The 18,564-nt window shown below is 59.9% G+C and carries 16 protein-coding genes; 8 read left to right on the top strand and 8 right to left on the bottom strand.

What is annotated here, in order from left to right:
- Positions 1-27: 27 nt before the first annotated feature.
- Entirely contained in the window at positions 28-927 is a 900-nt protein-coding gene (locus HDF12_RS18240) for a deoxyribonuclease IV (protein ID WP_179585674.1), read from the top strand.
- Positions 928-961: 34 nt separating this feature from the next.
- Here HDF12_RS18240 and HDF12_RS18235 read toward each other — a convergent pair whose 3' ends face one another.
- From HDF12_RS18235 to HDF12_RS18220, 4 genes are all read right to left on the bottom strand, one after another.
- Complete coding sequence (locus HDF12_RS18235) at positions 962-1,744, bottom strand: hypothetical protein (RefSeq protein WP_179585672.1); 783 nt, start codon at positions 1,742-1,744, stop codon at positions 962-964.
- 45 nt (positions 1,745-1,789) lie between these two features.
- Complete coding sequence (locus HDF12_RS18230; protein ID WP_179585670.1) at positions 1,790-2,500, bottom strand: O-methyltransferase; 711 nt, start codon at positions 2,498-2,500, stop codon at positions 1,790-1,792.
- A gap of 57 nt (positions 2,501-2,557) precedes the next feature.
- Positions 2,558-3,922 (bottom strand): FAD-binding protein, encoded by a 1,365-nt coding sequence (locus tag HDF12_RS18225; protein WP_179585668.1) that lies wholly within the window; start codon positions 3,920-3,922, stop codon positions 2,558-2,560.
- Positions 3,923-4,084: 162 nt separating this feature from the next.
- Entirely contained in the window at positions 4,085-5,287 is a 1,203-nt protein-coding gene (locus HDF12_RS18220; RefSeq protein ID WP_179585666.1) for an acyltransferase family protein, read from the bottom strand.
- Positions 5,288-5,436: 149 nt separating this feature from the next.
- On the opposite strand from HDF12_RS18220, the gene leuS reads away from it, so the two are divergent.
- From leuS to guaA, 5 genes are all read left to right on the top strand, one after another.
- On the top strand, positions 5,437-8,025 hold the full coding sequence (leuS, locus tag HDF12_RS18215; protein ID WP_179585664.1) for a leucine--tRNA ligase: 2,589 nt from the start codon (positions 5,437-5,439) through the stop codon (positions 8,023-8,025).
- Positions 8,025-8,954: a hypothetical protein gene (locus HDF12_RS18210; protein ID WP_373563958.1), complete on the top strand. Its 930-nt coding sequence runs from the start codon at positions 8,025-8,027 to the stop codon at positions 8,952-8,954. Before leuS ends, HDF12_RS18210 begins: the two co-directional genes overlap by 1 nt.
- A gap of 276 nt (positions 8,955-9,230) precedes the next feature.
- Positions 9,231-9,401, top strand: coding sequence for a hypothetical protein (locus HDF12_RS18205; RefSeq protein ID WP_179585662.1), 171 nt, complete (start codon positions 9,231-9,233; stop codon positions 9,399-9,401).
- 103 nt (positions 9,402-9,504) lie between these two features.
- Positions 9,505-9,699, top strand: coding sequence for a hypothetical protein (locus HDF12_RS18200; RefSeq protein ID WP_179585660.1), 195 nt, complete (start codon positions 9,505-9,507; stop codon positions 9,697-9,699).
- Positions 9,700-9,747: 48 nt separating this feature from the next.
- Positions 9,748-11,319 (top strand): glutamine-hydrolyzing GMP synthase, encoded by a 1,572-nt coding sequence (gene guaA / locus HDF12_RS18195; protein WP_179585658.1) that lies wholly within the window; start codon positions 9,748-9,750, stop codon positions 11,317-11,319.
- A gap of 198 nt (positions 11,320-11,517) precedes the next feature.
- Here guaA and mctP read toward each other — a convergent pair whose 3' ends face one another.
- The 3 genes from mctP to HDF12_RS18180 form a co-directional block, all read right to left on the bottom strand.
- Positions 11,518-13,029, bottom strand: coding sequence for a monocarboxylate uptake permease MctP (gene mctP, locus HDF12_RS18190; protein WP_373563957.1), 1,512 nt, complete (start codon positions 13,027-13,029; stop codon positions 11,518-11,520).
- 75 nt (positions 13,030-13,104) lie between these two features.
- Entirely contained in the window at positions 13,105-13,701 is a 597-nt protein-coding gene (locus tag HDF12_RS18185) for a hypothetical protein (protein WP_353072314.1), read from the bottom strand.
- Between the two features lie 74 nt (positions 13,702-13,775).
- On the bottom strand, positions 13,776-14,552 hold the full coding sequence (locus HDF12_RS18180; protein ID WP_179585656.1) for an enoyl-CoA hydratase/isomerase family protein: 777 nt from the start codon (positions 14,550-14,552) through the stop codon (positions 13,776-13,778).
- A 57-nt stretch (positions 14,553-14,609) separates the two neighbouring features.
- Between HDF12_RS18180 and ribH the strand changes: the two genes are divergently transcribed.
- Positions 14,610-15,491, top strand: a complete 882-nt coding sequence (gene ribH, locus HDF12_RS22475; RefSeq protein ID WP_179585654.1) for a 6,7-dimethyl-8-ribityllumazine synthase — start codon at positions 14,610-14,612, stop codon at positions 15,489-15,491.
- Positions 15,491-15,913, top strand: a complete 423-nt coding sequence (gene nusB / locus HDF12_RS18170) for a transcription antitermination factor NusB (protein ID WP_179585652.1) — start codon at positions 15,491-15,493, stop codon at positions 15,911-15,913. Before ribH ends, nusB begins: the two co-directional genes overlap by 1 nt.
- 204 nt (positions 15,914-16,117) lie before the next feature.
- On the opposite strand, the gene HDF12_RS18165 is transcribed toward nusB, so the two are convergent.
- The gene (locus HDF12_RS18165) at positions 16,118-18,562 is read right to left on the bottom strand and encodes a hypothetical protein (protein ID WP_179585650.1); all 2,445 of its coding nucleotides are present in this window, start codon (positions 18,560-18,562) and stop codon (positions 16,118-16,120) included.
- Positions 18,563-18,564: the final 2 nt, after the last annotated feature.

The raw sequence follows: 18,564 nt of genomic DNA, 5'->3' as shown, positions 1-18,564 counted from the left end.
GTAAGGCGAGTGGGGTAGCCTTGGGGGATGACGAGTTCAGCTATCACAAAGACGGGGAAGAAGCGGATTGGTGTGCATGTGGGCACTGCGGGGGGAACGTGGACTGCGGTGGAGCGGGCAGTGGCGGCGGGGGCGAATACCTTTCAGATTTTTTCTTCGAGTCCGCGGCAGTGGCGGGCGGGGGCGGTGAAGCCGGAGGATGCGAAGAAGATGCGGGAGCTGCGGGCGAAGCATGATGTGGGGCCGGTGGCGGTGCATGCTAGTTATCTGATCAATCTCTGCAGCCAGACGGAGAGTGTGCGGACCAGTAGCGTAGGCGCCTTTCGTGGGGAGGTGGAGCGGGCGCTGGCGCTGGGGGCGGAGTACCTGGTGCTGCATCCGGGGAGCTGGAAGGGGCTGACGCGGGAGGAGGGGCTGCGGCTGGCGGGGGAGTCGATTGAGAGGGCGATCGATGGGGTGGACTTTACTCAGGCTTCGGGGCAGGGGAAGGAGTTCAAGATTTTGATTGAGAATACGGCGGGGGCGGAGTTTTCTCTTGGCGGAAAGCTGGAGCAGGTGGCGGAGCTGGTGGAGAGGCTGAAGGCGTGTGCGCCGGTGGGTGTGTGTCTGGATACGTGCCACGTGCATGTGGCGGGGTATGATCTGGTGTCGCCGGATGGGTATGTGGAGACGATGCTGCTGGTGAAGGATACGGTTGGGTTCGATGCGGTGAAGGTGTGGCATTGCAATGATGCGAAGGCGGCGATGGGGTCGAAGCTGGATCGGCATGAGCATATTGGAGAGGGGACGATTGGGGCGGAGGTGTTTCGGCGGCTGCTGCATGATGAGCGGTTTGCGCATGCGGCGTTTATTGCAGAGACGCCGGTGGACGCTCCGGGGGATGAGGCAAGAAATGTTGGGGTGTTGCGGACGCTGGCTGCGGGGTAGTTACTGGCTGGGTTCATTTAGACGGCAGAGCTGCTTACGGTTCGGGTTTGCGCTGATCTTCGATGGTGAAGCCTTCGGGCAATGCGAAGAAGCGAGCTTCGGGCTCTGAGGTGGAGAGGTCTTTTGCTGTGAAGGTCTGCTTGCCGGACTGAGGCGAATCGAGCTTGGAGAGGATGTTGATGCCGAGTTGGGGGGAGTACCAGAATTCGCGCGTGGTGACCATCGGTTGGTCGTTTCCGAAGACGCCTGGATTGAGGGTGGTGATCTCGCGATAGCCGACCGTTTCGATGCCAGCGAGGTTGTTATGTCCGAGATCTTCATGCTGATGGTAGCCGGTGTTGTCTGATAGGGCGCCAGAGGGATGGATGGCAGGTTGATAGGTGCTAGTCACCGACCCCGTGTAAGCCACTACGAAACATTTCTTGATGTCGATTTGACAGTTGTACAGAGTGTGGTCGGCGGGGTTTGAGATCTGAATAAAGTCCATGACGGATTGCATTTTTCCGTTTTTGGGGACCAGCAGCCAGCGCTCCTGATAGATGCGTCCTGTGCCGTCGCGCATGATCTGCCGCTTATTGACGAGGGTGTAGGTCCCGCCGCCCGACATGGGGCGAGACCACTCGGTTTCGAGAGTCAGGCTAAAGGGCGCGTGGGCCAGAGGTGGAATGAAGATGCTTTCCAGTGTTTGGCGCGTTCCTCCGTCGTAGGTTTTGACGGTCGGTTGCGTAGTCTGCGAGAGGAGAAGTGTGTGAGAGGCTAGGAGCGCGATCGTGAGACAGAACGGGCGAAGCGCGGACGACATTAGAACTGTTCGCATGCCTGACTCCGAGAAGTAGGACGAATTATAGACGTTGGGCCAATGTCAGTTGGGCAGATTGATCGGAATCGAAGGGCTGAAGACGAAGGATGTGGATTTGAAGTAGAGGGAGGTGCAGTGGGGGAGTACGACGCCGGGGGCGTTGCCGAAGAAGTCGACGCGGTCGAGGCCCTTGTCTTTGAATCCTTCGTAGAAGCCGTAGCCTTCGGAGTTGTCGCAGATGATGATTCCATCCGGGGCCAGACGTTCGCAGGCGACGTCGATCATCTGCGAGCGGGTGAGCCCGTCGATCACGATGACGTCATAGCGGGCGATTGTCTTTGTGGAGAGGATTTGAGCGACTTGCGCTGCGTCGGTGATGGGTGCGGTTTTCTCTACGTAGTGCAGCTCGACGTTGGCGGGCATGCCGGATGCTATGCGATCGTACCAGTCCTTTTTCCCTTCGAAGGTGACGACGTGTTTCGCTCGTGCCGACCACCACAGGGTGGATTGTCCGCCTCCGAACTCGAGGACTGTTTTGCTGGAGTAGTTGCGGGCGGTGAGAAAGTCCAGGCTGGAGTAGGTGTACCAGGGGATCGGTTCGCCGTGCCGGGATACGGCTGCCATCTTCAAGCTGCTGCGGAAGTGGCCGGTGCGGACGCTGTAGAGGATGGGAGTGAGGACCGCGGTCAGGCTGTTGCGTATAGGGTTGGACAGCCAGGCCGGAAGGAGTTTTTTAATGGGAGCGAATGCTTCGCGAATGGCAAATTGCGACACGTTTGTTCCTTGTAAGACGCTGGCTGATGTTGCGGCATGTATTTGTAAGGGGCGCGATCAGGCGCTGAAGATGTTGGTGTCCAGGAAACGGTTGCGGAACTTTCCTTCTGGATCATATTGCTTGAGGAGGGCTTTGTAGTCGGACATCCTGGGGTAGAGACGCTGCAGGGTTGAGGAGGGAATGGTGTTGACCTTGGCCCAGTGGGGGCGGGCGTTGAAGGGCGCTAGTTTTTCTTCGACGAGGGGGAGGAGGGCCTGGACCGCGTCGTTCTCGGGCTTCCAGGTGAAGTGGATGGCGAGGGAGGGGCGCTGGTAGGCCATGCTGAGCCAGAGGTTGTCGGGAGCGACGGTGCGGAGCTCGGTGATGAAGAGGTGAGGGGTGATGCGGTCGCGGAGCTGCTCGACGGCGAGGATGGCCTCGTAGGCGTGCTCGCGGGGGACGAAGTACTCGGTTTGGATTTCGGCGCCGCTGCTGGGGATGAAGTTGAGCTTGAAGTGGGGGAGGCGCTCGTACCAAGGGCCGGGGACGCCGAATTGTTCGGTGCAGCTTTCGGCGGAGTGGCCGGCGACGGGGTGGAGTTTTTGTTTGGCCTGTGTGGCACCGAAGAATTCGGGGGCGAAGGCAATGGAAGTGGTGCCGGGATCGAGACGGCGCTTGACCCAGACTTCGGTGGCGCGGTGGTTTTGCCAGTCGGTGAAGAGGCTGACGCTGTAGCCGCTGAGGAATATCTCGTCGAGATGATGTTCGAGCTGGGAGAACGAGAGGTTTTCGTAGACGACCTGTGCGACCTGGAAGGTGGGTTGGAGGTCGAGGGTGGTTTTGGTGACGACGCCGAGGCCGCCGAGGTTGACGACTTGGCCGAGGAAGCGGTCGCCATCCTTGGCGCGGGAGAGGGTGTGGAGGGTGCCGTCGGCGGTAACTAATTCGAGGCCAGAGACGATGGTGGCGAGGTTGCCGTTGTTGCTCCCGGAGCCGTGGGTGGCGGTGGCGCAGGCTCCGATGACAGAGACGTGAGGGAGCGAGGCGAGGTTGGGGACGGCGAAGCCCTGGGCGTCGATGATGGGGGCGAGCTTGCCGTAGGTGACGCCTGCGCCAACGGTGGCGGTGCGGGCTTTGGCGTCGATGTCGATGGAGTCGAGCTGCTTGAGGGAGATCTGTGCGTGGGTGCTGTCGGCGATGGCGTTGAAGGAGTGGCCGCGGCCGAGGGCGCGGAGTTTGTCGCAGCTCTTGACGATGTGCTGGACCTCTTCGGCGGTTTTGGGCTGGTAGAGGGTGTCGGTGTGAAAGGTGAGGTTGCCGGCCCAGTTGGTTCGAGGTGCGGTCTGGTGGACGGCGTCTTGCTCGGAGGCTGAGACGAAGCGGGAGAGCATGGCGGCAGTGAGGACGGAGCCGGAGCCTGTAAGGAATTGTCTCTTGTTCATGTCGCACACTCGATTCGGTTGAAGCCTGCGCCTGGTTTGGGGATGGAGCGTGCTGCTCCAGTTGCCGGGTCAGGCCTTTATAGGGATTTGGCGGCTTCGACGCAAGGGGCTCGCCGGAGAGGGATGATTTACGAGCGTGATTCGTGCGTGGGTGGCGTCTGGCTAGGTCGCCTGAAGCGGGGTGGATGTTTCCTTTTTGTTGTAGCTGAAGTAGCGCTTGAGGCTGAGGAAGCGGGATTCGTAAAAGTGATAGCTGAGCAGCGCGACCGGGATGGTGGCAGCCATGACTACGCAGGCTCCGGCGAGAACTCCGAGGGCTTTGGAGTGGAGATGGTTGCTGACGTAGAGACGAGTTGGACTGTTGAGCATCGTCTCGAGGGAGTAGTGGAAGACGTAGATGCCATAGCTGTATTTGCCGAAGAAGCGAAGGGCGCTGTTGGAGAAGAGTTGTTGGGTCTTTGAACCGCGGCGCAGGGCCATGGCGATGAGTGCTGCGAAGGAGATGGCGACGAGAGTGAAACCGAAGGTAGGGATGAAGAAGTTGGTCTCCCAGAGAAGGCCGTGATAGCGGAGCCCGGCGACGATGAGGATCACCGCGCAGATGGTGAGAATGCGGGGGGCGAGCGCGAGGATACGTTGACGGGCGGGTGTGCGGAGAAGGGCGCAGAGGGTGCAGCCGAAGAGGAGGTTGTCGGCGCAGGAGAAGGTGGGGGAGTAGGGGAGATAGAGGTTGTGAAGCCGGGGGCGCAGAGCTACGAGGATGATGCGGAGTGTGAGGATTGCTGCGCAGGCGACGAGGGAGAAGGTGATGAGTGTCTGGAGGCGCTTGATTCGATAGACGAGAAAAGGCCAGACGAGATAGAACTGCTCCTCGACCTGGAGAGACCAGAAGTGGTTGATGTTGAACGCGTGCAGATTGAGAGGGCCGACGGTCCAGAGGGCGAGGTTGGCGGTGTAGGTCAGATAGTAGATCGGCCAGCCTGACCAGATGAAGTGAAGAGGGCGGGTAAGAAGAAACAGCACGATGAGAACGCCGTAGTAGAGCGGGAAGATGCGGAGGGTGCGGCGGGCGTAGAAGGTCTTGAAGAAGTGAGGGAGGGCGCGTGTGTCGAGCAGAATGCCGGTGATGAGAAAGCCGGAGAGAACGAAGAAGAGGTTGACGCCGAGGTAGCAGGACTCGCGGATGCGGTTGAGAAGATCCAGAAGTCTTGAGCCGGTATCGGGATTAGACGCGAAGAGGTGGAAGAAGAGGACCATGAGGATGGCGAGTCCTCGAATGCCGTCGAGTGCTGGAATGTGCTGAAAACCGCCGGGATTTTCGGGATCGCCGGAGGAAGCGTGCTGCGCGGGGGAGGCCGGAGGCATGTCTGGATTATCGGTTATTTGCAGAGAGGCCACAAAGATAAATGTCGGAGGCTTTGGTTGGCGGACGACTGCGAGGGGTTTCGGCTGGACGGGCGAGGTTTTGAAGCGGAGCAACGTTGAAGCGGGCTGGACGGTACAATCAAAGGAGTATGCCTGAGACACGAACGAGCGAAATCGGCGGGAAAACCGCGAATATTGATGAGAGTTCTTCTGCTGCGGAGGGGAATCAGCCGCAGCGGTACAGCCCGGCTGAGATCGAGCCGAAGTGGCAGGCCCGTTGGGATGCGGATCCTTCGCTGTATGCGGCCGAGGGGCACGATTCGGGGAAGCCAAAGTACTACTGTCTGGAGATGCTGCCGTACCCTAGCGGCGCGCTGCACATAGGGCATGTGAGGAACTATGCGATTGGGGATGCGCTGGCCCGGCATATGTGGATGCGCGGGTATAACGTGCTGCACCCGATGGGATGGGATGCGTTTGGGCTGCCGGCGGAGAATGCGGCATTGAAGAATGGCGTGCCGCCGCGGGAGTGGACGTTTGCGAATATCGCGGCGATGAAGAAGCAGTTCCAGCGGCTGGGGATGGGGTTCGACTGGACGACTGAGGTGACGACCTGCCTGCCTGAGTATTACAGGTGGAACCAGTGGTTCTTTTTGAAGATGTTCGAGAAGGGGCTCGCGTATCGGAAGAAGAGCAAGGTGAACTGGTGTCCGGATTGCCAGACTGTGCTGGCGAATGAGCAGGTGATTGGCGGGCGCTGCTGGCGGCATGAGGATACGGTTGTTGAGCTGCGCGATCTGACGCAGTGGTTTTTGCGGATTACGAAGTATGCCGATGAGTTGCTCGAGGGCCTCGACAAGTTGGAGGGTTGGCCGGAGAAGGTCCGGACGATGCAGCGGAACTGGATCGGTCGGAGCGAAGGCGCGCATGTAGATTTCGCTGTGGCGGATGGAGACTCGAAGATCACGGTGTTTACGACGCGGGTGGATACGATCTTCGGCGCGACGTCCGTGCAGCTTGCGCCGGAGCATGCGGTGTCGAAGGCGTTTGCGCTGGAGGATGACGCGCTGCGCGTGCAGATTGAGGAGTTGCTGGAGCAGCAGCAGAAGGCTCGTGAGAGCGATGCGCTGGGTGCGATTGAGAAGCACGGTGTGTTTACCGGGCGCTTCGCGGTGAATCCGTTCAACGGGGAGCGAGTGCCGATCTGGGTGGCGAACTACATTCTGGCGGACTATGGGACGGGCGCGATTATGAGCGTGCCAGCGCATGATGAGCGGGACTTTGAGTTTGCGCAGAAGTATGGGTTAGCAGTGCGCCGGGTAATTGCTCCTGCCATTGATACAAAAGACGCCGCGGGCGCTGATACAAATGATCTGGCGTTGCCTTATACCGATGAAGATGAGGCCGTGCTGATCGATTCGGGGCAGTGGACTGGAGAGAACTGCCTCGAAGCGCAGGAGAAGATGGCTGCGTTTGCGAAGGCGAAGGGGTTTGGTACTCCTACGGTTACATATCGGTTGAAGGACTGGGGAGTCAGCCGGCAAAGGTACTGGGGAACGCCGATTCCGATGGTGTACTGCGACAAGTGCTCACCGGACGAGCCGTTGCCGGTGGCTGAGAGCGAGTTGCCGATTGTGTTGCCGGAGCAGGTGGATATTACACAGACGAATGGCTCGCCGCTCGGGCGGATTGCCGAGTTTGTGAATGCGAAGTGTCCGAAGTGCGGGGGGGTGGCACGAAGAGAGACGGACACGATGGATACGTTCGTCGATTCGAGCTGGTACTTCTATCGGTACACGGATGCGAAGAATTCGGCTGCGCCGTTTGATTCGGATAAGGCGAACTACTGGTTTCCGATTGATCAGTACATCGGCGGAGTGGAGCATGCGATTCTGCATCTGATCTACTCGCGGTTCTGGACGAAGGTGATGCGGGATCTTGGGTTGGTCAAGAACGATGAGCCTGCGGAGCGGCTGTTTACGCAGGGGATGGTGATCAAAGACGGCGCGAAGATGTCGAAGTCGAGGGGCAATGTGGTTTCGCCTGACGAGATGATTTCGCGGTATGGCGCGGATGCGACGAGGATGTATGCACTGTTTGCGGCTCCGCCGGATCGTGATCTGGAGTGGCAGGAAGAGGGTGTTGCGGGGATCTCGCGGTTTTTGGGGAAGGTGTATCGGCTGACGACGAAGTTCTCGAGTGTTGCTCGTACGAATGGAGCTGCGACGAGGCCAAAGGATCAGGCGTTGTTGCGTCGTCTGCATCAGACGATTGCGAAGGTTACGCAGGACTTTGATGGACGATGGCACTTCAATACTTCGATCTCTTCAATCATGATTCTGGTGAACGAGATTACTGCGAACGAAGCGGCGATGGATGCGGGAGAGATCTCTCCGGCTGCGGTGTCTGAGGTGTTGCGTGGTCTGATTTTGCTGCTGGCTCCGTTTGCGCCGTTTTTTGTGGCGGAGATGTGGGAGGAACTTGGCGGCGAGGGCGTGGTGTTTCGCACGCAGTGGCCGGTGGTGAATGAAGAGCTTGCGCGGGAGGATGAGATTGAGATTCCGGTGCAGGTGAATGGCAAGCTGGTGAGTGTTGTGAAGGTGCCGGCGGGTAGCGATGATGCTGTTGTGAAGGCTGCGGCTTTGGCTGATCCTAAGGTGATCGCGCGGATTGAAGGCAAGACTGTGGTGAAGGTGATTGTGGTGCCGGGTAAGCTTGTGAATCTTGTGGTGAAGTAGTGGAGCAGATTCCGCAGGATGGAGTGGTGGTTGCGGCTGGGACGGTTCGGGGGACGCAGTCGTTTGTGCATACTCTTTCGGAGTGCTGGCGGCGGCCTTCGCTGACGGCGCTGGAGGTGTTGTGGCGGTGGGCGTATGGGATTCCGGCGCTGCTGCTGCTGCGGTATGAGGGGTTGAAGATTTTGCAGGCTACGCCGTTGGACTATGCGGCGCTGAAGAGTATGACGGTGGTGGATCCGCTGGGGTCGGCGCAGACGCTGGCGAAGGCGCTAGCGCTGTTGGTGCCGCAGGTACCTGGTGTGGCGATGTGGCTGGCGCCGTTGCTGGTGGTGGCGTGGGTGGTGGTGTCGTCGGTAGGACGAACGCTGGTGCTGAGGCGGGCGGATAAGCGGCTGGAGCGCCGCGTGGGGACGCTGATTGTGCTGCAGGCTGTGCGGGTGGTGGCGCTGCTCGGGAGTTTTGCGGTGTGGTTCTGGTGCATGGAGCGTGTGGCGGAGTGGACCGTGACCGGGCCGATTGCGTCGGGTGGAGAGCCTAATCTGGTGGGGTATTTTTCGCTGGTCATTGTGGCGACGCTGGGGCTGTTTACGCTGTGGGCGGTGGTGAGTTGGGCGCTGTCCGTGGCTCCGTTAGTTGCGATGCTGCGTGGGTTAGGTGTGAGAGGGAGTCTGGCGGCGGCGTTTAGGCTGGGGGCGTTGAAATCGAAGCTGGTAGAGATCAACCTTGTGATGGGGATTGTGAAGATCGCGTTGATTGTGCTGGCGATGGTGTTCTCGGCGACTCCGCTGCCGTTTGAGAGCGTGACGACGCCGGAGTTTTTGTTTTGGTGGTGGGCTGGGGTTACGGTCCTTTATTTTCTTGGATCTGACTTCTTCCATGTGGCGCGGCAGGTGGCTTATTTGCAGCTTTGGCGAGCTTACGAAGATTGAAAGGCTATCCGGCCGGACGGGCCTCCTGCGCGGAGGGCGGTCACTTCGTGACGCGTGTACCTTCTTGTGGTTAGGGAACGATGCTGGTCCTCCCGTTGGTCGGCACGATCCACCTTGCGACCAACGGGAGCACCTCGCGAAGCTTTCACAAGTCACGAAGTGACCGCTGCCCGCGTAGGGCGCCGTCCGGCAGGACAGCTTCTAAGAAGATTTTCCTCTCGACGGCACGCAGATTCTGCATCATACGGGAATCGGCTTACAGAGGGGAGGTTGAGTATGTCATTTGGGATCTATGCGATTGGCTATTTGATTCTGATTGCAGGTGTGGCTTATCTGGCTCACTTGATGCACATTCCTCAGCACTACATCGTCGCGATTGCGGTGATCATGCTGGGAATCGGGGTTGTGACGGGTGTGCAGACTACACGACATAAAGACCCCAGCTAGCGCGGCAGCCGCGGGCATCGGGTACTAAAGTTTTTTCTTTTCGAGAGGGAGATACTGCATCCTATCTCTGCATGGGCCCCTCATTCCCGTTTGGAGAGAGATCATGTCCTCTGCCTTGTATGTCTTTGCCTATCTTCTGCTGATAGCCGGTGTCTCTTACCTGGCTTATCTGAGCCACATTCCGGAAGCCTACATTGTCGCAATGGCTGTGATCATGGTGGGCATCGGCGTGGTGAGTGGGATGGAGAGTGCGCGGTTGAGGAGCTCTCACTACAGAAGAGGGCCTGGCCTCTACTGAAAAGCCTTCGTCTCAGAGAGACGGCGACGTCGCATTTACACTGGGTAGGTGGATACCTCAACGATCGTTATTCTGGATTTTGGGTCGCAGTATACGCAGCTGATTGCGCGGCGTATACGTGAATTCAATGTATTTTCTGTCGTATTGCCTTGTACGGCCCCGCTTGAACAGGTGAAGGCGCTGAACCCGAAGGGTGTGATTCTTTCGGGAGGGCCGTGCTCTGTCTATGACGCGGACGCGCCTAATGCTGATGAGGGTGTACTGGCGATGGGTGTGCCGGTGCTGGGGATCTGCTATGGGCTGCAGTTCATCGTTCATCATCTGGGAGGGAGGGTGGTGGGGGCCGCGGCGCGTGAGTACGGGCATGCCGAGGTGACGGTGGTGGCTGAAACGCCGCTGTTTCGCGGGTTGCCGGGGACGATGGATGTCTGGATGTCGCATGGGGACGAGGCGGAAGAGTTGCCGCTGGGGTTTCAGCTGACGGCGAAGACCGCGAATGCGGTGGCGGGGATTGCAGATGAGTCGAGGGGAATCTGGGCGGTGCAGTTTCATCCTGAGGTTGCGCACACACGGCAGGGGATGGAGCTGCTGAAGAATTTCTGCCTGGATATCTGCGGGGCAGAGCAGGACTGGACGCCGGAACATTTTATTCAGTCGACGGTGGAGAGGGTGCGGGCGCAGGTTGGGACAGGACACGCGATATGCGGGTTGAGCGGAGGTGTGGATTCGAGCGTGGCTGCGGTGCTGGTGGCGCGGGCGATTGGGGACCGGCTGACCTGTATTTTTGTGAACAACGGAGTGCTGCGGAAGGATGAGTTTCTGAAGGTGCAGACGACGATGCGCGAGCAGTTGGGGCTGAATGTGGTCGCGGTGGATTCTTCACAGCGCTTTCTGGAGAAGCTTGCTGGAGTAACGGATCCGGAGAAGAAGCGAAAGGTGATTGGGAACGAGTTTATTGCCGTGTTCGATGATGAGGCGAAGAAGATCTTCGAGGCGCAGAAGGACAGTCAGCCGAGTGCGGGAGAGGAGATCGCGTGGTTGGTGCAGGGCACGCTGTATCCGGATGTGATTGAGTCGAGCAGCGTGCATGGGCCGAGTCATACGATCAAGAGTCACCACAATGTTGGAGGCCTGCCGGCGGATATGAAGCTGAAGCTGATTGAGCCGCTGCGCGATCTGTTCAAAGATGAGGTGCGGCGGATTGGGCGGGACCTGGGTATGCCTGAGGACATCATTGAACGGCAGCCGTTTCCGGGGCCGGGGCTTGCGGTGAGGATTCTTGGCGAGGTGACGGCGGAGCGCGTGGCTATTCTGCAGGAGGCCGATCAGATTGTGGTGGATGAGATCAAGAAGGCTGGACTGTATCGGAAGGTTTGGCAGAGCTTTGCGGTTCTGCTTCCCGTCAAGAGCGTCGGGGTGATGGGGGATCAGCGGACGTATGCGAATACCTGCGCGGTGAGGGCGGTGGAGAGCGAGGATGGGATGACGGCGGATTGGGCTCCGCTGCCGTATGAGGTGCTAAGGACGATCTCGAGCAGGATTGTGAGCGAGGTAAGAGGGATCAATCGGGTGGTGTATGACATTACGTCGAAGCCGCCGGGGACGATTGAGTGGGAGTAAGTGCGCTTGTCCTGCCGGACGGCCCACTACGCGTGGGGCGGTCACTTCGTGACTTGTGTACCGGTCTTGGCTGGGCTAACTTTTAGGGCCTCCCGTTGGTCGGCACGGAATTTAGCTTGCGACCAACGGGAGCACCTCGCGAAGCTTTCACAAGTCACGAAGTGACCGCTGCCCGCGCAGGGCGCCCGTCCGGCAGGACTAGCCTACATAGGCTGCAGCGTCGGTGACATCGGTTCCGGAGTTCAGCTTCATTGCGCGGAAAATTACAGTCAGCAACGTGGAGACGGCTAGATTCAGCAGTAGGGCGGGCACGGCTGCGTACATGGGGTACGTGCTGCCGAAGAGGTGCAGCGGGTAGACCGAACTTTTCAGTCCTAACGCTACCGCCATGGCCGTGCCGCTGAACATGCCTGCCGCCCAGCCGATGAGGAGAGCCCAGGGATTGAACCAGCGGGTGAAGACACCTAGAACGACCGATGGGAAGAGCTGACCCATCCAGATTCCGCCGAGTAACTGCATCTCGATGGCGTAGGGAGCGGGGAGCTTGAGGACAAAGAGCAGTGCGCCGAACTTTACGACGAGCGAGACGATCTTGGCCATGCGGGACTCTTCTTCGGGGAGCATCTTTCGTCGCACCAGCGCTCCGTACAGATTGCGGGTGAAGAGATTGGAGGCGGCGATGGACATGATCGCTGCGGGGACGAGTGCTCCGATGGCGACGGCGGCGAGGCAGAAGCCGGCGAACCACTCGGGAAACATCTTGAGGAACAGAAGAGGTACGGCTTGATTTGGATCTTTGGTGACGACTCCGGCGGCTAGTGCGAGATAGCCGAGCAGGGCGATGAGGCCAAGGAGGAAGCTGTAGGCGGGGAGCATGGCGGCGTTGCGGCGCACTACGTTGGCGCTCTGCGCGCTGAGGACTGCGGTGGCTGTGTGCGGGTAGAGCATGAGCGCTATGGCAGAGCCGATGGCGAGGGTGGAGTAGCCGAGGAACTGGCCTTGTCTCAGGGAGATTGTCGCTGTTGGCATGTGGTGTGCCAGCTGTTGATTTGCGAGTTCGAAGACTCGTGCGTAACCGCCGAGTTTGTGGGGGATATAGATCAGGGCGGCAAGCACCATGACATAGAGCATGACGTCTTTTACGATGGCGATGACGGCCGGAGCGCGCAGACCACTGGAGTAAGTGTAGGCGGCGAGGATGACGAAGGCGGCTGCGAGGGGCCACTCACCGTGGATGCCCATGGCTCCGATGACGACGCGGATGCCGACCAGTTGGAGGGCGATGTACGGCATGAGAGCGAGGATGCCTGTGAGAGCGATGGCGATGGTCAGCCAGCGGTTTCCGTAGCGGCCACTGACAAAGTCGGCGAAGGTTATGTAACCGTGGCGGTGGCATACTGTCCAGAGGCGTGGCAGGACGAGCATCATGTACGGGTAGGCGATGACGGCGTAGGGGACTGCGAAGAATCCCATGGCGCCTGCACCGTAGAGTGCTGCCGGGACCGCGATGACGGTGTAGGCGGTGTAGAGGTCGCCGCCGATGAGGAACCAGGTGATCCAGGTGCCGAAGCTGCGGCCTGCGAGGCCCCACTCTTCGAGCGAGCCCATTCCTGCCTTCGGTCTTCGCCACCGTGCGGCCCAGAATCCGGCGAGCGTTACGAGCAAAAAGAAAAAGCAGAAGACTACCAGTGCGGTCGTATGCAGTTGCAATCGTTCACCCAGCTCTAGAGATTTGCCGCACTCACAGGTTAGCGCAACGGTGCAGGAAGAGGGATGTTTGCTGAGTTAGCTTCGTCCGTTGTCGCCCCACTCGTAGACGACTACGCCGAGGTCGTTGAGGGTTTTGATGACGGCCTCCAAGTTGCGGCGAACCTCGGGGCGCGCGCTGGCGGGGACCTGATGGGCTTCTTCGACGGCGACGACGCGACCATAGGGCCAGGAGTTTTCCGGGATGGCGTTGAGCGCGGTGGGCAGGTCGATGACGCGCACGTTCAGGTCGCGGCGGCGGGCGCCGATGGGCCGTAGCATTCCGCCTACGCCGAGACCGCTGGTGTTGCCGTCGGCGACGACCACGTGCAGTGTTGCCATGGCGCCCTGCACGGTGAGGTAGGGATTTTCCCAGAGATTGAGGCTCTTGACGGCCATGTAGCGGGTCTTCGAAGGGGGCGGGATTAGCTCCATCTGCTGGCGCGCGAGGTTGGTCTCCTGCTGGTGTTCGGCGGCGAGGGCGTTCTGCTCGGCCACGTTGGGGATGGCAGGCTTTGAACAGCCGGCGAGGGCGAGAGGAAGCAGAAGAGCAGCGGGAAGGAGCGTGTCTCGCAGCAGCGAATAGTTCTCGGGCGGCGAGTGTCGGGACAGCGAATGTCGGAATATCGAGGGCACGAATATCAGCATATCAAGCGATGGCATCGATCAAAAGGCCAAAGTTTCCGGCAATTTTCGATGAAGACGAGTGGTTATCGTCCGGTCCATACTGCGGGACGTTTTTCCAGAAAGGCCTTTGTGCCCTCCTCTTTGTCGGCGGTTCCACAGAGGCGGCCGAAGATCTTTGCTTCCATGTCGATGGCTTCTTCGAGGCTGATCTCGCTGCCATCGCGGACTGCTTCGAGGCATGCGGCGACGGCCAGGGGGGCCATGGCGACGATGGTGCGGGCGAGAGCTTCGGAGCGCTCCATCAACTTGTCTGCGGGCAGGACCTCGTCTACCAGGCCGATTCGCAGGGCCTCGGCGGCGTTGATCATCTCGCCGGTGAGCAGGAGTTTGAGCGCCATGGGCTGGCCGACGAGGCGTGGGAGCCGCTGGGTTCCGCCGTAGCCAGGGATGAGGCCGAGCTTGACTTCGGGCTGGCCGAGGCGCGCGGTCTCGCTGGCGAGGCGTATGGTGCAGGCCATGGCCAGCTCGCAGCCGCCGCCGAGGGCGAATCCGTTGATGCAGGCGATGACGGGCTTGCCGCAGGTCTCGATGAGACGGAAGACGCCCTGGCCGCGGCGGGCCTTGGTCTCTCCTGCGTCGGTGGCGGCGAGCTCTTTGATATCTGCGCCGGCCGCGAAGGCCTTTTCGCCTGCACCGGTGAGGAGGATGACCCGGACGGCGGGGTCTGCGGCGAGTGTTGAAAAAACGGCCTCCAGTTCGTTGAAGACCTGGGTGTTGAGGGCGTGGAGCACCTGGGGGCGGTTCAGCGTGACGCGTGCCACCTGATCCTTTATCTCGCACAGCAACGTCTCGTAGTTCACAGACCTCTCCTCTTGCGGGCGATGTGGCGTCGCACTCCAGACGATACAATCGAATCTATGATTAAGGGAATTACGCACGTCAGCGCGATTGCATCGGGGGCTGAGTTTGACCGTATTTCGAGCCTCTTTTCTGCCCTTGGCTTCGAACAGGGCAAGGGATGGCAGGATGCGCAGGGCCGGGGTGCGGCGTTTCTTGCGCCGATTGGCAATCTCGAGTTTGTTACGGGCAGGGAACCGGCGGTTCCAACCGTGCTGATCGAGGTCACGCAGCTGGATCACATTCGTGCGTTGGTGGAAAAGTGGTTGCTTGCGAGTTACCGCACGGAAGAGATTCCGGACATTCTCTCTGCCGCTGAGCTGACTCACTGGAACAGCAGGCTGTTTACGGTGCAGATTACTACCGAGCTGCGGATTGGGTTCTGGCAGTCGGAGAATCCGCTCCATGGCCAGCCTGAGGCTGTTGAGGGTGACCTGAGCGCTGCGAATATGCGGTTTGCCGTGGTGACGACGCGCTGGAATACGGTGATCACCGACCGGCTGCTACAGGGCTCTCTCGATGCGCTGCATCGTAGCGGCGCTGCACGGAAGGATATTGAGATTGTCCGTGTTCCCGGGGCGTGGGAGGTTCCGTCGGCTGCGCGCACGCTGGCGGAGTCGAAGAGGTTCGATGCGATCATCACGCTGGGGTGCCTGCTGCGTGGGGAGACGGCGCACTACGAGGCGATCTACAACGAGGTGGCGCGGGGGATCGGGCAGTCGCAGCAGGAGACCGGTATTCCGCATGCGTTTGGAGTGCTGACCTGCGAGACGCTGGAGCAGGCGCTCGACCGGGCGGGGCTGAAGGCGGGGAATAAAGGCTTCGAGGCGGCCAGCGCGGCGATTGAGATGGTGTCGATTCAGCGCAAGCTCGCGGCGCAGAACAGCCAGGTGAAAAAATAATGGGGACTCGCCGCAAGTCGCGCGAACTCACGATGCAGATGCTGTTTCAGGGAGACCTGGGCAAGCAGTCGCCTGCGGAGGTTCAGAGGCTTTTTTGGGCTTCGGTCGAAGATGTCGATGCCGAGACGCGTGGGTTTGCCGAGGATCTTTATCGCATTGCGACGACTCGCGATGAAGAGATCGACAAGCTGATTGAAGAGCATGCGCAGAACTGGCGGCTGGAGCGGATGCCGGTGGTAGATCGAAATCTGCTGCGGGCTTCGGTGGCGGAGATGCTGGGCTTTCCGAATACACCTGCTGCGATCATCATCAACGAGACGCTGGAGATTGGACGGCGATATGCTGCGCCGGAGTCGATTCACTTTCTTAATGGCGTTCTGGATGCGATTGCGCGGGATCTGCTGAAGAAGCGGTTGGCGTAGGGCGGTTGTCCTGCCGGACGGGCCCGCTGCGCGCGGGGCGGTCACTTCGTGACGTGTATACCGGTCTTGGCTCGACTAATCTTTAGATCCTCCCGCTGGTCGGCACGGAATTTAGCCTGCGACCAGCGGGAGCACCTCGCGAAGCTTTCACAAGTCACGAAGTGACCGCTGTCCGCGCAGGGCGCTCGTCCGGCAGGACCGATTCTAGGATGTGGCCTTACGTGGCTTCTGTACCAGCAGATTAGGAGCGACGATGTTCCCGTTCACGTCGGGTAGTTTCGGCGCGATAGGGGTTGTTGTGTCCTTGTAGGTGCCGTCGGTTTGTTTGGTGATGAGGTGGACGGCGTTGTCTCCCGAGGTGCCTACGAAGAAGGTCAGGTTGTCTGCACTCACCACGCCGGCGACCGGTGCGACGGGGGTTCCCAGCGCAGTCGACAGGGGGATGCTGCCCAGAGTTCCGGCACCGGTGGCTTGTGGCGTGTAGGTCGGCACAACCGCTCCGCTGCCCTGATAGGTCACGAAGGCGATCTTCGAGTCCGAGGTTGGGAAGACGCCGGTGATTGCTGAGGCCGTTACACCGGGGAGCGCACCTGTGAATGCGGTGGTGGTGGGGAACTTCTGCGCGGGGGTATCGGCGGCCGGGCATTGGCCAACGGGAAGGCCTGGTGCAGCGGCAGTACTACCGCTGGCTGGGGTTCCGATTGCGAGATCAGTCAAGGTCGGTGTTGGGGTGACGGTTGCTCCCAAAACGTGGAGGCCGTCGTTGGTGGTGGCAATTCGATCGGTCTGCGGCCCGAGCACTCCGGCATCCGGATAAAAGAGGTTGGTCGTGGTCGAGGAGGTTGTCGGGGGGAGACCTACTGTGGTGGTCACGGGGCAATAGGAGCGGGCTGTGGTCGGATTGCCGCCAAAGAAGGCTCCAACACTTGGCACACCGATGGCCACGTCAGTGGTCGGTTGAGACGACGTTGTCGGATACCAGCCTGTGAAGGCGGAGTGAACCAGCAATGTATTGTTCGGAGTCGTGACGCCGGTCGAAGAGTTGTAATCGCCGAGAGTGATGTAGACGGTCGTACTGTCTGGCGAGAAGACGGCGTGGGTGCCAACGCCGCCGTACTGCGTCAGAATGCTGCCCTTGGTGCTGTAGAGGTAGACAAACTGGCGGATTGGATCGGTGAGGACCAGCGTTGTGCCATCGGGCGAGACTGCGAGCACGATGCCGGGTACGGTCGTGTCCTGGGCGCTGATGCTGTTCGACGTCGCGCTGAAGGTCATGAGCTCAAAGGAGCTTCCCATGTAGATGGTGGATCCGTCGTTGCTGATGACCATGGAGTTGGGCTGATAGGGCAGGCGAACCGGGCTGCCTAGCTGAGTCTGAGTGAAGTCCACGGGCACGAGATAGAACGAGTTTGTGCTCGCGATATACAGATTGGTGCTATTGGTGCCGGGGGCTGTAACGAGCACAGGATTCGAGGTGATTGCTTTTCCGTTGCCGAAGAGGCCAATCTGGTTGAACGGGGACGGGTTGCAGGTGGGTGGTTGGCAGACCGCGGTGATGGCAGCGGCGCCGGGAAAGATCGGGGTGACCGAGGCCGCTGAAGCGGCGGGTATGGTGGTCGGAGTTGTAGATTCGAAGTTGAGAGTCAACCCGGTGAGGACTGTCTGGTTCTTATCCACTGCCACGTAGTTGATTGGTTGAACATTGTTGGGATTTACGGTCACGCTGGTTGAGTTGCTTGTGCCGTTGGTGGCGGTGAGGTTGATCGACACTGGCGGGCAGGTGGAGAAGAAGCCAGCAGAGCTTCCGGCGTTTGAGATGTTTGCGGTGATGACGGTCGATCCTGGCTGCTGCGCGGTGGCGACACCGTTCTGGTCGATGGTCACGATGGAAGCAATCTGCGGGGCGTATGAGAGATGACCGACCTGGCAGCTGATATTCGCGCCGTTTCCGGCCAATACTCTGGCTGCTAGCTGGCTGGTCACGGACTGAGAGACACAACCTGTTGCGGCGACTGCGTTCACTGTGGGTGTGACCGGGACGGTGCAGCACCCATTGCCATTGGTGGTTTGCGCGCAGGTCGTGGTCTGGGTAACGAAGGCCGCGGGGCTGCAATTGGTTGCCGGATCGTTGACGCAGTCGGTCGATAGCGCCCCGAGGGTCACGTTGGTAACGACGGGATGGACGAAGATCGGAAGTGGGTTGCTGCTGACGCCGCCACCGTTTGCTACGACGTAGACTGTGCCGGATTTGTTGGTGGGGTTGCAGGTGGTGAAGTCGGCGATGCCGCCGCCGGTGTTCCTGTTCCAGGTGCCTGCGCAGAGGCGACCGGTTGTCGGCTGGACATCGGCGATGGTCATGTCCGGCTGGCCATTGGGCAGGAAGGTGGCATAGGTGTAGCTGGACACGGTCACGGCTGTGCCCTTGCAGTCGATGGCGGTCGGTGTGGTGACCTGCCCAATCTGAGCAAAGTTCAGCGATACGCCGAAGATCTTGGGTTGTAGCGCGATGTTCGACACCTGACCTACGGCAGGTCCGGTGTCTCCGCCGTTGCAGAAGACTGTGGCTGTTTTCTTGGAACAACCCGAGATAGAGACACCGAAAGGAATCGTGAAAAGCAGAAGAAAGACTAACGTGGCAAACCGACGCATTG

It is taken from the genome of Tunturiibacter gelidiferens (assembly GCF_013410115.1).
GTDB lineage: Bacteria > Acidobacteriota > Terriglobia > Terriglobales > Acidobacteriaceae > Edaphobacter > Edaphobacter gelidiferens.
The sequence above is the reverse complement of the archived record's forward strand: the minus strand, read 5'-3'. Positions and strand labels throughout refer to the sequence as shown.

What these genes read in the sequence shown, in the direction of transcription:
- HDF12_RS18240 (WP_179585674.1), top strand. Translation starts at nt 28, where the DNA reads ATGACGAGTTCAGCTATCACAAAGACGGGGAAGAAGCGGATTGGTGTG.
- HDF12_RS18235 (WP_179585672.1), bottom strand. Translation starts at nt 1,744, where the DNA reads ATGCGAACAGTTCTAATGTCGTCCGCGCTTCGCCCGTTCTGTCTCACG.
- HDF12_RS18225 (WP_179585668.1), bottom strand. Translation starts at nt 3,922, where the DNA reads ATGAACAAGAGACAATTCCTTACAGGCTCCGGCTCCGTCCTCACTGCC.
- HDF12_RS18220 (WP_179585666.1), bottom strand. Translation starts at nt 5,287, where the DNA reads ATGCCTCCGGCCTCCCCCGCGCAGCACGCTTCCTCCGGCGATCCCGAA.
- leuS (WP_179585664.1), top strand. Translation starts at nt 5,437, where the DNA reads ATGCCTGAGACACGAACGAGCGAAATCGGCGGGAAAACCGCGAATATT.
- HDF12_RS18205 (WP_179585662.1), top strand. Translation starts at nt 9,231, where the DNA reads ATGTCATTTGGGATCTATGCGATTGGCTATTTGATTCTGATTGCAGGT.
- HDF12_RS18200 (WP_179585660.1), top strand. Translation starts at nt 9,505, where the DNA reads ATGTCCTCTGCCTTGTATGTCTTTGCCTATCTTCTGCTGATAGCCGGT.
- ribH (WP_179585654.1), top strand. Translation starts at nt 14,610, where the DNA reads ATGATTAAGGGAATTACGCACGTCAGCGCGATTGCATCGGGGGCTGAG.
- nusB (WP_179585652.1), top strand. Translation starts at nt 15,491, where the DNA reads ATGGGGACTCGCCGCAAGTCGCGCGAACTCACGATGCAGATGCTGTTT.
- HDF12_RS18165 (WP_179585650.1), bottom strand. Translation starts at nt 18,562, where the DNA reads ATGCGTCGGTTTGCCACGTTAGTCTTTCTTCTGCTTTTCACGATTCCT.